Below are 13,777 nucleotides of genomic sequence, written 5' to 3'. Positions count from 1 at the left end.
TAGAATGCGGGCACTGCCCGAATGCCGAAGCCGGATTGCCGACCCGCGAAGCCTCGCACCGTCCCTACGCCAGTATGAACTGGATCAGGTTCAACGGGTCACTGCGCGCGATAGCAGTATCTCAGCCCCTTGCCGGGACTCCCCTGGTGAGGCGCCTAGGTTGGACGATGCGACGCTATCCTGTCAACTCGACTTCATGACTTCTCCAGCCTGGAACAAGCGACGAGAAGCGGCGCAGCCACGCAGCTTTGATCGAGCATCTCTTACATCGACGCCCATTGAGCCACGACCTTGCGCGCGTCGAGCTGGCAGTCGGGGCCCACTTGTCATCCGCCAAGGAAACGCTTTTGCGATCCCTTGTGGCGGCGGATTGAAGAACGCATTTTTCGCCTCGAAGAGCATCTGTTCGGCGTCTATGGACGCTGGTTCGATTTGTTCAGGACCGAATTATTGCGCAGCCGTAAGGGTCGACTTGCAGCGTTCCTTCAACGGCCTTGCCCGTCAGCAGGTCGAGGCCCTTTGGGACCTTGGGTAAGATCACGGCGACTTCCGTGGTGTTCAGCACGAACATCAGCCGGCGGTCGTCGGCTTCCCTGACAGAGACCTCCACCCCGGCAGGCAGGTCGGGCAGCAAAGGCGCTATACCGGCTTTGGCCAGCACGACATCGACAAGCTTCTCCGTCAGTTGCGGCGTGAGATACGTGCCGACATAGACAACCCGACCTTGCCCGACCTTGCGGGCGGTGATTGCCGGAGAGCCGGCGGCGAAGCGGTTCGACCAGACGCCGAGCACCTCGGTGTCAGGCGCTACGTCAAGCACCTCGTACAAATGCGCAGCCTGGAATTCTTCATTGCCAAGGGTGAACAGGTATTTGCGTTCCGCGGACGAGGCCGGGAGGGGCGGCGGTGCATAGGTGCCCATCGGAGCCGGACGAAACAGCGGAAACAGGCCGCTGGCGCCTTCGGGAACGACGCGGCCGAACTCCGTCACCCTGACGCCGCTCAGGGCTGCAAGGGCCTTGCCGGGAGCCTGCTCGCGAATGATGTGGTTGTTCTCGTCCCTCGTCGCGCTCAATGCCGATAGGATCAGCGTACCGCCGTTGCGGACGAATGTTTCGACAGCCTCGTTCCATTCATTCTTCCACATCACCCAATGCGGGACGTAGAGCGCCTTGAGCCGCGAAAGATCGTCTTCGGGATGAATGAACCCGCATGCAATGCCGTTCTGATAGCAGTGGCGATGAAGCAGCGTCGCGTCTTCGAGCGGACTGGGGAGGCCGATCGGATAGGTCTTGTGAGCCTCCTGGTTGTCGAAGTCCGCGCCGGCGATGCCGAGGTCCATGCGCACTGCGGTGCCAAGAATCTGCTCCTTCGCGGCGGCGATCTCATGGAAGAAGCGGCTTGCCTCGTCATAGCGGCGGCGCGGCACGTCGTCGTGATCGATGACGCCCATCCAGTAGATCTCGGCGCCGAAATGCGCGGGACGCCAACGAAAGAACATGACACCGTCGGCGCCGCGGGCCACCGAGGTCATGGCCATGCGACGCATCTCGCCGGGCTCCGGCGTCATCGTCGAGAAGCCGGGCTGGCTGCCGAAGCCTGAGGCCTGCTCCGGAACGATGAAGTTGCCGGAATAGGCGCGGCATATGTCGAGATGGAGGGCCTGGGTCGCCGCATGCCCGCCGGTTCGGCGCATCTCGTCATAGAGCATCGGATAGATGTCGAAGCCGATGAAATCGAGGTCCTGTCCGAACTGACCGCGGAAGTCGATGTCGGCAAGCTGGCCAAGATTATGGAAGATGAACCAGTCCGGATTGGCGGCACGCAGGATCTCGACCTGGTCATGTTGGAAGGCGGCGGTCGCTGCGGCCAGAAAGCGATGGTAGTCCTGCACATGGCCGGGGCTGGGGTAGGACGGCATGAGCGGTCTCGGCAGGTCGATCTGCGAGAAATCGTCGTAGGCCGTCGCCCAGAAGTGGCCGCCCCAGGCGAAGTTCAACGCCTCGATGGTGCCGTAGGCCTTCTGCAGGTATTTCTGGAACTCCAGCCTTGTCGAAGGCGCGAACGATTCCGACACCGTGGTGTTGAGCTCGTTGTCCGTCTGCCAGCCGATCACACGCGGGTTGTGCCGATAATGCTCGGCCATGGCGCGGGTGATGCGGCGGCTGTGGGCGCGGAATACCGGGCTTGTGGTGTCGGCATGCTGGCGCGATCCGTGGCTCGAGGCCCGCCCGTTCATGTCGACGCGCAGCACTTCGGGATAGTTGACGGTGAGCCAGCGGGGAGGGGTGGCTGTCGGCGTGCACATGATCGTGTCGATCCCCGCGCGGCCGAGAAGTTCGATCGCGCGATCGAACAGGCCGAACTCGAACTTGCCTTCGCGGGGCTCGAAAATGTGCCAGGCGAACTCTCCCATACGCACTGTGTTGACGCCGGCGGCGGCCATGCGCTCGGCGTCACGCTGCCAGCAGCCTTCGTCGACATGTTCGGGGTAATGAGGTGCTCCAAGCAGAAAGCGGTCAAGATTGAGGGGCCGCCATACGGATAGCGGAGCGGGCTCTTTGCGGTTCATGCGTATGGGACTTTCGAAATTTCGAGGTTCAGACTGAGGCGAGGGGTTTTCTTGGCGTGAGCGTGCGGCCATCGGGGCCGAAGAGGTAGGCGTCGCCGGCTTCGAAGCCGACCTGCAACGCGGCGCCGACGCCGAGGGTAGAAACCTTGTTGAGCTGAAGCGTGAAATTGCCGGTGCCGCTGTCGGAATTGGTCGTCTGAAGCGGAGAGCCGTCGACGTAGAGGACAGTTTCGCGCCCCAACTGCTCGACCAGACGGACCTGGCTGGAGAAGGCCGGCATTACGTCGTCGCTTGGCTCGACGACACGCAGGGCCTCCGGACGGATGCCGATGGTCACGGCGTCACCAGCCGAAAGGCCGCCGGCGTCGATGCCATCCAAGGTGATGGCAGGGAGGCCGGCTGCCGCTACCGAGACGCTGGATGCCTCGACGCTCACTGCTTTCGCTTCGATGAAATTCATGCGTGGCGCGCCGAGGAAGCCCGCGACGAAAATGTTGGCAGGGTTGGCGTAGAGCTCCAGTGGCGAGCCGACCTGCTCGATCCGGCCCTTGTTGAGGACCACGATCCGGTCGGCCATGGTCATCGCCTCGACCTGGTCGTGGGTGACATAGATCATCGTCGATCCAAGCTGCGCGTGCAGGCTCGAAAGTTCCACTCGCATCTGAGTGCGCAGCGCGGCATCGAGGTTCGACAGCGGCTCGTCGAACAGGAACACCTCGGGCGAGCGGGTGATCGCGCGGCCGATCGCGACGCGCTGGCGCTGCCCGCCCGATAGTTGCTTCGGGCGCTTGTCGAGCTGCTCCTCCAGACGCAGGATCCGTGCTGCGCGTTTGACGGCGGCGTCGATCTCGGTCCTGGGCCGGTGGGCCATCCGCAGGCCGAAGCCCATGTTCTCGGCGACGGTCATGTGTGGGTAGAGTGCATAGGACTGGAAGACCATTGCGATGCCGCGGTCGCCGGGTTCTTCCCTGGTGACGTCTCGCCCGTTGATCACGATGTGGCCGGAGTTGATGGTTTCCAACCCGGCGATCGTCTTCAGCAATGTCGACTTTCCGCAGCCGGAGGGGCCGACCATGACGACGAACTCGCCCTTTTCGATCGTCAGGTCGACCGTCTTCAGGGCATGGTAGCCGGCATAGTGCTTGTCGACTTTTCGCAATTCCACGCTGCTCATATCGAGGCGCCTTTCCGTGCGTGTCGGGTGCGGCAGGGTTCGCGGCGGATCATCCCTTGACGGCTCCCATGGTGAGGCCGGCGACAAAGTGCTTCTGCATCATGAAGAACATCACGACCGGGGGCAGGGCGACGAAGATCGTGGCCGCCGAGACGATGTTCCAGGCCGATGTCCATTCGCCGCGCAGATTGTTCAGGCCTGCGGTAACGGGTTTGACCGCATCACTCTGGGTAAGGACGATCGCCCAGAAATAGTCGTTCCAGACGAAGGTGAAGGTGAGGATCGCGAGTGCCGCCAGTGCAGGCCGGACCAGCGGAACAACCACGTGGCGCAATGTCTGGAACGGCGAGGCGCCTTCGGCGCGCGCCGCCTGGAACAGTTCGCCCGGGAGAGCGGCGATGAAGTTGCGCATGAAAAGCGTGGCGAAGCCGGTCTGGAAGGCAATGTGGAAAACGATCAGCGCATAGACGGTGTCGTAGAGACCCAGCCTCACCATCAGGTCGCGGACCGGGATCATCATGATCTGCGCCGGCAGGAAATTGCCGCCGACGAAGAGGGCGAAGATGAGGTTGGAGCCACGGAACGGGTAGCGCGACAAGACGAAGCCGGTCAGTGTCGACAGGATGAGAACGCCGATGACGGACGGGATGGTGATCAGCAGGCTGTTGAGGAAAAAGCGCAGCATGGCGGTCTGGTCGAAAACCGCCTTGTAGTTGTCGATCAGGCTGAATTTCTGCGGCCAGCCCCAATAGTTGCCGGCCATCAGCTCCTCGTTGGAACGGATCGAGGTCAGCATCACGGCGAGCAGAGGCAGCAGCCACAGGATCACGACCAGGGTTACACCACCTAGATAGAGGGCTCGCTGGATCCTGGCGTTTTCGGGAATGGGGCGCGGGTACATCAGGCGTTGCTCTGCTCGGCCTTGATGAGGCCACTGAGATACCAGGCGATGAAGACGATCATGATCACGAACAGCACGGTGGCGATCGCGGCGCCGTAGCCAAAGCGGTAGGAAAAGATCGACTCCTGATACATCTGGTAGGCGAGCACGGTGGACGAGCCATAGGGGCCGCCACTGGTCATGACCGCGATCATGTCGAAGGAGCGCAGCGCACCGATCACCGTCACCGCGATGGCGATGAAGCCGACCTGCGACAGTTGCGGCAGGACGACATGGCGCAACATGCGCCAGCCGCGCGCACCGTCGACGCGTCCGGCGGCGATCAGATCGTCGTTGAGGCTGTTCAGTCCCGCCAGGAACAGGATCATGCAGAACGCGATCTGTGGCCATAGACCGGCGGCGGCTACCGCGAAGGTGACGAAGGTCTCGTCTGAAAGCAACGCCGGGGCGGTACCGCCAAAGGCGCCGAAGAGAAGCTGCAGCAGCCCGAAGTTTGGATCATAGACCCATCCGAACACGACACCGACGGTGACGGTCGCCAGCACAAGCGGCACGAAGAACAGCGACTTGAGGATGCGCATGCCGCGGATCTGCTGATTCACGATCAGCGCAAGCGCCAGGCCGATCGGCGGCGCCAGCATGAAGATCAGCAGCCAGATTACGTTGTTCTTGAGCGAGACGTAGAACTGCGGATCGTCGGCCAGTTCGACATAGTTGGCGAGCCCGACCCAGGTCTTGGCGCCAATCCCATCCCAGTCGTGCAGCGAAATCCAGACCGTCTCGATGGAGGCGGCAAGGATCACCGAGCCGAACAGGATGAGGCCCGGCAGCAGGAAAAGTACCGGCGTCAACCAATGACGATTTCTGCGCCAGACAGGAGGCATGGCGTTCCATCCGAAAAAAGAGAGACGGGAGCCGCCGAAAGGCGGCGCCCGTCAGCCAGGGAGGATCAACCGGAGATTCTCTTGCGGGTTTTTTCGAGGCGCTTGAGGATCTGCTCACGTCGCTCAGGCTTGACCATGAATTCCTGCAGCCCCGCCATCCCTTCCTGGGCCATGTCCGGATCGGTATCGCGATCGTAATATTGCGACGTGCCAACCACTTTCTTCAGCTCCTCGACCGCAGCATTGACCAGCGGGTCCTTGCTTGGCGGGCAGTCGTTGCGAGGCGGGATGGCGCCTTCGGCGGCGAGGAATGCGCCCAGATTTTCCGGTTTGTAGAAATAGGCGAGGAAGTCGCGCGCACCCTGCTTGTTCTTCGCATTCGCCGGAACGTGGATGGAGTTGACCGAAAAATCCTCGTAGCGGGCGACCCCGGGAACGATCTCGGGAAATGGCGCGTAGGCAAGCTGAGGCAAGTCCGCTTCCGGAAAGGCGGATCGAACGAAGCCGCCCAGGTCCATCATTGCCGCCTTCTTTTGCGCTAGGGCAGCACCCGCCTGCTCCCAACCGAACGAACTGTGGTTCGGCGAGAAGAAACCCGCCTTGATCAGATCGTTCCATTTGTCGAAGACTGGCGTCAGCATCGGATCGGTGTAAGGAATTTTGCCGTCCATCAGCGCGATGTGTTTGTCGAGCCCGTTGACGCGCAGGTTCATATGGTCGAACCAGCCGCCCGCCGGCCAAAGCTCCTTCGTGCCCATGCTGATCGGGATCATCTTCGCGGACTTGGCCGCCTCGCCAATGGCGAGGAAGTCGTTCCAGGTCTTGGGCGGCGTCCAGTTGTGTTCGGCGAAGACGTCCTTGCGATAGAAGAGGCCCCAGAGAAGACCTCCCATCGGCAGGCCATACTGCTTGCCGTCGACGGTGACCGCGCTTGTGGTGGCGCCGAGAACGCTCTTGTAGTTCTCCTCGGCGAACAGATCGGAGATGTCGTCAAAAAGGCCCTTGTTGACGAAGGCCTTCATGCGGTTGCCGGAAAACCAGAAGCAGATATCCGGAGCGCCGACGACAAGATAGCTGCGGATTGCAGTCTTATGGGCCTCGTGGTCCATGTTGTTGATGACAATCTTGGTGCCTGATTTTGCCTCATACTCGCTCGCCAGCCGCTGCAGGATCTGTCGCTGCTCGACATTGCTGAGGTTGGAAATGATGGTGATTTCCTGCGCCTGGGCCAAGGCCGGGAGGCAAAGACCAGTCGCCGAAGCTGCGAGTGCCGCGCCAGTGCCCTTGAGGAAACGGCGCCTTGTTGTGGTTAACGCGGAAAAGTCGCTGGTCATGGCTTCTATCTCCTCCCTGAGAACAGCCGGATTCCAATTGAACCATGCGAATTCGTAGCGTATGGATGTCGGCATGGTCAATACTTAATTTACAAAATTAATTATGAGGCAGGAATGAAGCTCAAAGGCGATCAGCAAACGGCCCGCGCGATCAACCGGCGGCTGATCTTGAACCTGCTGCGAAGGCAAGGTGCTATAAGCCGCGCCGAAATCGCCTCTGTTACGGGCCTCAGCCCCGCGGCCGTGACGTTCGTCGTGTCTGAATTGCTCGAGGAAAATATTCTGGTGGAAGGGGAGGCGAGTCTTGGCGCGCCGGGACGTCGACCTATCCCGATCAATATAAACTACGCCGGCAGGCTTGTGGCCGGGCTCAAGCTGAAGGCAGGCGGCATCGATTGCGTGCTGACCGATCTTGCCACGACTCCACTTGTTACGAAGCAGGTCGTTGTCCCCGATCCGTCGCCACAAAGTACGGTGGAGGCCTGCGCCTCGGCAGTCGAGGAACTGGTTTCCGACCGCAGGGCACCGACAGGCGCCCAGCTCAGCGGGATCGGCATCGCTGTACCAGGCGTCATCGATAACGGTGTCTGCCGGTTGAGCCACCGGTTCAATTGGGCCGATGTGCCGATCGCTGCGATGCTTGCCGAACGCGTGCGCGTACCCGTCTGGGCGGATGATGACACCAACGCATTTGCGCTCGCGCAACAATTGTTCGGACTTGGCCGGCATCATCGCACCGTCGGGGCCCTGGCCATCGGGGCCGGCATCAGCTGCGCGGTGGTCATCGATGGCTCCGTCCACCACGGCGCGAATGGCGCCGCGGGCAAGATGGGTCACTCGATATACGATCCGAACGGGCCGCCATGCGAGTGTGGCAGGCGCGGTTGCCTGCAGACCTTCTTCTCGGAACCGGCCCTGGTGCGGCGATGGAAGGAGGCCAGGCGACTCGCTGGTGAAGTGACGCGCCACGACATGCTGAACGCGGCCAATACTGGAGACCGGGCAGCCATAGACCTGCTGCAGGAGGCAGGCGAGGGGATTGGACGATACCTGGGCGGCTTCTGCAATATCATCGATCCGGAAGTGATTGTCGGCGGGGGCGAAGCCGTCACCTTTGGCGACTATCTGTTCGGGCCAATGCGCGATGCATTGAAGCGTTATGCCATGTGGGACCCGCCGCCGATTGCACCCGATTGGGCAGACGATTCCTGGGCGCGTGGCGCCGCGGCGCTTGCGACCCAAAGGCTCTTCGACTTCGAAAGCAGCCCCGGAGAAATCGCCGGCACCGGGCTGCAACGATCAACGGTCAAGTAGCTGCAGGACCAAAGCGGCGTCCTCGTCCCGATTTCGGGCCTTCGTCTCCGTCTCTGCGCGCCTTTCCGTAGCCAACTGTTTGGAAAAGCGATGCTTGGCCGATGGATGAGGTTCGTGCAAACGACGCCGGCCGAATGGAAGAAGACCGGCGCGAAGGTGCCGGTCTTGATGTCGTAACGAGCAGAGGAGGTCGGCGACCTCCGGTCTCGGATTGCCTGAGCAGTCAAGCGGCCTTGAGGTTCTTCAAGGCCTTTTCGAAGGCATCCTTGATCGGCATGGATACGTCTTCGGTGGCTCTCAACATCACCGCGTGCAGGGTCTTGGCCTGCTCGACGGAAGTGTCGATCTGTTTGTTCACGAAAGCGGCCTGCAGCTCGAAGAACTCGGATGGCGACTTGACGGCAACCAGTGCTTCGAGGTGAGCGAAGCCGGCTTCGGCATTGGCTCGCAGAGCTGCGATCGTCTTCAGCGACACCTCGTTGCGGGTGGTCTTGGCCACCTCAAGGGTCGACTCAAGAGCCTTTTGAGTCGTCTCGGCGTTCGATTCCAATTTGGAAAATGCTTCCTTCGCCTGCTCAACGCCCTGTTCGGCGACAGCGCGAACCTGCTCGGTAACCTTGTACGGCTCGTAAGTAGCGGATTCCGCGTTTTCGATCGTTTCGGTCTTGCCGGGGATCTTGGACATTTTCCATCCTTTTCCAGAGAGTGGCATTACACAAAGCCCCCCTGTTTCATCTACGAAATCGACACTACGGATTTATGAAGGGGCGACTTGTCGCTCGAGGGCACCACTGCGCCGGCCGGCGCGCTGCTACAAACTTGGAGAGGCAAAGGCCTGAACTGCCCGTTCGCGTGCGGGCCGGAGGCAGCCTTCAGGCCGAGCGCGATCGGCAGGTCGTATTGGCTGTCGTCATTCGGCAGGTCCGCCGGCCGAAATTGAGCATCACCTTCTTAGGAACGGCCTCTTCGGAATCCATCGCTGCCATTCGACCCTGGCGCGACCTTCTCAGTTATCCTTGGACAGCCAAGACCCCGTCACTCCTCATGCCAAAACGGCCAAGGCGTCGGCGAAGAAACGGTCGCCGCCGAAATTGCCTGACTTCAGAGCAAGCAGCAGCTCGCCGTGCGGGCTGCCGAGTGCACGCAGCGCGGGGACACCCGCGGCGATTTCGGGGCCCAACTCGAAGGCGGGAATGGCAAGCTGGTCCACGACGGCGCCGGACGTCTCGCCGCCTGCCACGACCAACCTGCGCACGCCGAGTTCGACCAGACCTTCGGCGATCGTCGCCAGCGACTGCTCGATCGCATGACCGGCAGCCTCACGTCCATGCCCCGCCTGCAGCGCCGAAACCACCTCGGGCGATCCACTGCTGGCGATGAGCACGGGGCCATGGGCCAAGCGGGCGGCCGCCCATGCGAGCGCACGGTGCGTCTCCGCCGCTCCGCTCATCAGCCTTTCCGGATCGAGCCTCAGCACCGGCATCGTCTCTTCGGCGCGGGCAATCTGCGTCAGGGTCGCCCGCGAACAGCTGCCGGCCAAGCACGCCGCGGGCCCCTTGGCCGGCCGATCCCGCAGCACCGTCCGTTGATGGCGCTGCGCGGTGCCGGCGGCGACCAGGCCGCGGGCGAGACCCAATCCCAGGCCGGACGCTCCGACCGACAGGCGTTGTGCCAAGGCTGCGGCGCCGATCGCTTCAAGATCGCTCTCGAAGACGGCGTCGGCGATTGCCGCTCCGGCCCCATCCTGGGAAATCGCCGCGTTGCGCGCGAGGATCGCATCCGCGCCGCGCGCGACCGTCGCGAGGTCGATCGACCCGACCGCTGCCATGCTCTGCCGGGCGAGTACGCGCACCAGATTGGCATCGCGCATGGGATTGAGCGGGTGATCCTTGAGCGGACTCTCGTTGAGCGGCACCGCGCCGACGAAAAGATTCCCCTGGTAGACGGTTCGGCCGGTTTCCGGAAAGGCCGGCGTCACCAAAACCGATTTCTCGTTCACGTCGTGACGCAAGGCGTCCAGCACCGGGCCGATATTGCCAGCATCGGTGGAATCGAAGGTCGAGCAGATCTTGTACATCACATGCGCTGCCCCGCGGGCGCGCAGCCATTGGTCGGCCGCGCGGGCGCGCTCCACCGCCTGCGCTGCCGCAACCGAACGGATCTTGAGCGAGACGACAACCGCGTCGACCTCGGGAAGATCGAGACCTGCGGCCGGAACGCCGATGGTTTGAACCGTGCGCAGGCCTTCCTTCGCGAGCGTGTTGGCCAGGTCGGACGCGCCTGTGTAGTCGTCCGCAATTGCGCCGAGGGCGAGGCTCATGGCGAAACTCCGATGCCAGCCTGGGGGAGGGGCTCGCCGGCAAAGGGGGCGAACCAGCCGAGCCCCTCAAGTGTCGTGCCGCTGGGCCGATATTCGCAACCGACGAAACCATCATAGCCCAGCCCGTCCAGTTCCGCGAAGATGAACCGGTCGTTGAGCTCTTCCGAAGTCGGCTCGTGGCGGGAGGGCACGCTTGCGATCTGGACATGGCCAATGATCGGCAGCAGCCGGCGCAACGCCATGACGACATCGCCATGCAGGATCTGGCGGTGGTAGACATCGAACTGCAGCTTGAGATTGGGCAGGGCCAGTTCGCCGATGAGCTGCTCGGCAAAGTCGAAGTCATTGAGGAAATAGCCCGGCATGTCGCGGCCATTGATTGGTTCGATCACCAGGTCGATGCCGCGATCGGCAAGCTTGCCGGCGGTCCAGATGATCGCTTTGCGATAGGTATCCACGGCCGCCCTGTCCTCGCGAGCGGCGAGCCCCGACATCAAATGCAGACGCTTCACGCCCGTGGCCTCCGCGTAGGGAAGGGCAAATGCCACGGCGGCCTGGAGCTCGGCAAATCGATCGGGCAAGGCGGCCAATCCTCGCTCGCCGGCGGCCCAATCGCCAGGCGGCAAATTGAACAGAGCCTGGGTCAAACCGTATCTGCGAAGGCGCTCGCCGATCGCCTCGGGCGTGTGCTCGTAAGGAAACAGGAATTCGACCGCACGGAAGCCGGCATCGGCGGCCGCCTGGAACCGATCCAGGAACGGCCACTCGCTGAACATCATTGTCAGGTTGGCGGCAAAGTGGGGCATGGGCGATCCAGTCTTCCTCAGGCCGATGTCAGGCCGGTTGGCCAGGTTTGCGGGTGGTAGGCAGTTCGGTGCCGGTGATCTTTGCGTAGAGCCGGGCCACGGATGCGTCGTCGTCGCGGCCCATTCCAGCCGCCGAGGTCGCCAGGAACATCTGTAGCGCGGCCGCGGCCACGGGCACCGGGAATTTGGCGCTGCGAGCCATATCCTGAATGATGCCGAGGTCCTTGACGAAGATGTCGACCGCGCTGCGCGGCGTGTAGTCGCCGTCCAGCACGTGCGGCACCCGGTTCTCGAACATCCACGAATTGCCTGCGGAGGCAGTTATCACCTCGTAGACCTTGCGGATGTCCAGCCCTTGCCGGGCGGCAAATGCGATGGCTTCGCTGGCCGCCGCGATATGCACGCCAGCAAGCAACTGGTTGATCATCTTGAAGGCTGCACCAACGCCCGGCTCGTCACCGAGTTCATAGACGTTGGCGGCTATTGCATCCAGTGCCGGCCGCGCTCTGGCGAAGGCGGCAGGGCTGCCGGAGGCCAGAATGGTGAGCGCACCCTCGGCGGCGCGCACCGACCCGCCGCTGATCGGCGCGTCGAGATAGAGCCGTCCCGTCGCTTCGAGCGGCTTGGCAAGGCGGCGCACCGCATCGGGATCGATCGTGGCCGAGGAGACGAAAACCGCGCCCTCGTCCATGGTTTCGGCGACGCCGTTCGTACCGAACAGGATGGCCTCCGTTTGCGCGGCGTTGACGACCACCGACACGACGACGTCGGCACCTTCAGCGGCCTCGGCGGGGCTTGCCGCGCCTCGGCCGCCCGCGTCGACGAGCCGGGCGACGGCCGCGGCGTCCACGTCGAAGCCAGCCACTTCAAACCCGGCCCGCCTGAGCGACATGGCCATGCCAAGTCCCATGGAACCGATGCCGATCAGGGCGGCCCGGTTCGTCCTTGCCCCGGCGGGGTTTTCCTTGCTTCGATCATAAACGGTCATCACGGAGATCCTTATTCGAAACGCAAGCCGGTTTAGCGATTGACCAGCTTGGGTGGCGTCGTCAGCACCAGGACCGCGCCGAGCACCAGGATTGCGGCGAGCGCATACATGCCGACCTGCGTTGCGCCGGTCAAATCCTTCAGGTAGCCGACGAGATACGGGCTAACAAAGCCGGCCAGATTGCCGACCGAGTTGATGAGCGCAATGCCTGCCGCGGCACCCGTCCCGGCGAGAAATGACGTCGGCAGCGACCAGAACAGCGGCGCGCAGGTGATCGCTCCGGCCGCTGCAACGGACAGGAAGGCGATGGCGATCGTCAGATTCGAGCTGGCGGCCGCGACGACGAAACCGACGGCCCCGAGCAGTGCCGGAACGACCAGGTGCCAACGGCGCTCGCGATGCCTGTCAGCGCTGCGTCCGAACAGATTGATGACCACGACGGCACAGATGAAGGGGATCGCGCTGATCAGTCCGATATTGAAGTTTCCGGTGATGCCGGTCGCCTTGACCAGCGTCGGCATCCAGAAAGTCAGCCCGTACTGGCCCATCACGAAGGTGAAGTAGATCAGGCACATCAGCCAAACTCGGCGATCGCGGAAGATACTGGCTACCGAGTGCCCACTCTCCTTGTGACGCTCCTCGCGTGCGATCTCCTGCTCGAGGGCCTGCTTTTCCGTTTCGCTCAGCCACTTGGCCTGACGAATGCCGTTGTCGAGGAAGAACAAGACAGCGATGCCGAGCAGGACGGCTGGAACCGCCTCGATAAGAAACATCCATTGCCATCCGGCGAGGCCGTGGGCGCCATCGAACGAATCCATGATCCAGCCGGAAAGAGGATTGCCCAATATGCCCGAGACCGGGATCGCGGACATGAACACCGCGATGATCTTGGCCCGGCGATGCGAGGGATACCAGTAGGTGAGGAAAAGGATGATCCCCGGGTAGAACCCGGCTTCGGCGACGCCCAGCAGAAAGCGCAACAGGTAGAATGTCGGCGCGGACGTGACGAACATGAAGCCAGCTGAGATCAAACCCCAGGTGATCATGATGCGCGCGATCCACATGCGCGCGCCGACCTTGTGAAGAATGACGTTGCTTGGCACCTCAAACAGGAAATAGCCGATGAAGAAGATGCCGGCGCCGAGGCCGTAGACGGTCTCGCTGAAGCCGAGGTCGGCCGACATCTGCAGCTTGGCGAAGCCGATATTGACGCGGTCGAGATAGGCAACGACGTAGCACAGCATCAGGAACGGCACGATGCGCCAGAAGACCTTGCTGTAGGCGGTCCTCCTCGTTTCGATTTCGGCTACGGCTTGCGCCGGTAGCGCAGGTGTAAGCACGGTCATTGGTTCCTCCCTTGACTGTGAATGGGGTGTCAGCGCGCCCCGCCGGTGGGTTTTGGCAGCGCTTGCGTAACCGGGTAACATGGATTGGCAGCGCTGCCAACGAAAAAATGGCAGCGCTGCCAACAATTGTTTGAAAAG

Annotated in this window: 11 protein-coding genes and 1 riboswitch; of the genes, 1 reads left to right on the top strand and 10 read right to left on the bottom strand. The window is 62.5% G+C overall.

What is annotated here, in order from left to right; all coding sequences use genetic code 11:
• Positions 1-43: 43 nt before the first annotated feature.
• Positions 44-155, bottom strand: a riboswitch (TPP riboswitch).
• 281 nt (positions 156-436) lie between these two features.
• The 5 genes from CK218_RS10465 to CK218_RS10445 form a co-directional block, all read right to left on the bottom strand.
• Complete coding sequence (locus CK218_RS10465) at positions 437-2,572, bottom strand: beta-galactosidase (protein WP_095827649.1); 2,136 nt, start codon at positions 2,570-2,572, stop codon at positions 437-439.
• A gap of 28 nt (positions 2,573-2,600) precedes the next feature.
• Positions 2,601-3,746 (bottom strand): ABC transporter ATP-binding protein, encoded by a 1,146-nt coding sequence (locus CK218_RS10460; RefSeq protein WP_095827648.1) that lies wholly within the window; start codon positions 3,744-3,746, stop codon positions 2,601-2,603.
• 49 nt (positions 3,747-3,795) lie between these two features.
• A complete protein-coding gene (locus CK218_RS10455) occupies positions 3,796-4,647 on the bottom strand; it encodes a carbohydrate ABC transporter permease (protein WP_095827647.1) in 852 nt (283 codons plus the stop codon).
• On the bottom strand, positions 4,647-5,531 hold the full coding sequence (locus CK218_RS10450) for a sugar ABC transporter permease (protein WP_095827646.1): 885 nt from the start codon (positions 5,529-5,531) through the stop codon (positions 4,647-4,649). Before CK218_RS10450 ends, CK218_RS10455 begins: the two co-directional genes overlap by 1 nt.
• A 65-nt stretch (positions 5,532-5,596) precedes the next feature.
• Positions 5,597-6,865: an ABC transporter substrate-binding protein gene (locus CK218_RS10445; protein ID WP_095827969.1), complete on the bottom strand. Its 1,269-nt coding sequence runs from the start codon at positions 6,863-6,865 to the stop codon at positions 5,597-5,599.
• A gap of 114 nt (positions 6,866-6,979) precedes the next feature.
• Here CK218_RS10445 and CK218_RS10440 point away from each other — a divergent pair, with 114 nt between their 5' ends.
• Positions 6,980-8,179, top strand: a complete 1,200-nt coding sequence (locus CK218_RS10440; protein ID WP_095827645.1) for an ROK family protein — start codon at positions 6,980-6,982, stop codon at positions 8,177-8,179.
• Between the two features lie 223 nt (positions 8,180-8,402).
• Here CK218_RS10440 and CK218_RS10435 read toward each other — a convergent pair whose 3' ends face one another.
• The 5 genes from CK218_RS10435 to CK218_RS10415 form a co-directional block, all read right to left on the bottom strand.
• A complete protein-coding gene (locus CK218_RS10435; RefSeq protein WP_095827644.1) occupies positions 8,403-8,864 on the bottom strand; it encodes a phasin in 462 nt (153 codons plus the stop codon).
• A 357-nt stretch (positions 8,865-9,221) separates the two neighbouring features.
• Positions 9,222-10,499: a 3-oxo-tetronate kinase gene (gene otnK, locus CK218_RS10430; RefSeq protein ID WP_095827643.1), complete on the bottom strand. Its 1,278-nt coding sequence runs from the start codon at positions 10,497-10,499 to the stop codon at positions 9,222-9,224.
• Positions 10,496-11,305, bottom strand: coding sequence for a 2-oxo-tetronate isomerase (gene otnI, locus CK218_RS10425; protein WP_095827642.1), 810 nt, complete (start codon positions 11,303-11,305; stop codon positions 10,496-10,498). The genes otnK and otnI overlap by 4 nt, the downstream gene beginning before the upstream one ends.
• Before the next feature lie 28 nt (positions 11,306-11,333).
• Entirely contained in the window at positions 11,334-12,293 is a 960-nt protein-coding gene (gene ltnD / locus CK218_RS10420; protein WP_095827641.1) for an L-threonate dehydrogenase, read from the bottom strand.
• 32 nt (positions 12,294-12,325) lie between these two features.
• Positions 12,326-13,639, bottom strand: a complete 1,314-nt coding sequence (locus CK218_RS10415) for an MFS transporter (protein WP_095827640.1) — start codon at positions 13,637-13,639, stop codon at positions 12,326-12,328.
• Between the last annotated feature and the right edge of the window lie 138 nt (positions 13,640-13,777).

The sequence above is a fragment of the Mesorhizobium sp. WSM3879 genome, from assembly GCF_002294915.1.
In the GTDB taxonomy this organism is placed as follows: Bacteria; Pseudomonadota; Alphaproteobacteria; order Rhizobiales; family Rhizobiaceae; genus Mesorhizobium.
The sequence above is the reverse complement of the archived record's forward strand: the minus strand, read 5'-3'. Positions and strand labels throughout refer to the sequence as shown.

Coding starts and splice junctions, on each gene's coding strand:
- CK218_RS10465 (WP_095827649.1), bottom strand. CDS start 2,572: ATGAACCGCAAAGAGCCCGCTCCGCTATCCGTATGGCGGCCCCTCAAT.
- CK218_RS10460 (WP_095827648.1), bottom strand. CDS start 3,746: ATGAGCAGCGTGGAATTGCGAAAAGTCGACAAGCACTATGCCGGCTAC.
- CK218_RS10455 (WP_095827647.1), bottom strand. CDS start 4,647: ATGTACCCGCGCCCCATTCCCGAAAACGCCAGGATCCAGCGAGCCCTC.
- CK218_RS10450 (WP_095827646.1), bottom strand. CDS start 5,531: ATGCCTCCTGTCTGGCGCAGAAATCGTCATTGGTTGACGCCGGTACTT.
- CK218_RS10445 (WP_095827969.1), bottom strand. CDS start 6,865: ATGACCAGCGACTTTTCCGCGTTAACCACAACAAGGCGCCGTTTCCTC.
- CK218_RS10440 (WP_095827645.1), top strand. CDS start 6,980: ATGAAGCTCAAAGGCGATCAGCAAACGGCCCGCGCGATCAACCGGCGG.
- CK218_RS10435 (WP_095827644.1), bottom strand. CDS start 8,864: ATGTCCAAGATCCCCGGCAAGACCGAAACGATCGAAAACGCGGAATCC.
- otnK (WP_095827643.1), bottom strand. CDS start 10,499: ATGAGCCTCGCCCTCGGCGCAATTGCGGACGACTACACAGGCGCGTCC.
- otnI (WP_095827642.1), bottom strand. CDS start 11,305: ATGCCCCACTTTGCCGCCAACCTGACAATGATGTTCAGCGAGTGGCCG.
- ltnD (WP_095827641.1), bottom strand. CDS start 12,293: ATGACCGTTTATGATCGAAGCAAGGAAAACCCCGCCGGGGCAAGGACG.
- CK218_RS10415 (WP_095827640.1), bottom strand. CDS start 13,639: ATGACCGTGCTTACACCTGCGCTACCGGCGCAAGCCGTAGCCGAAATC.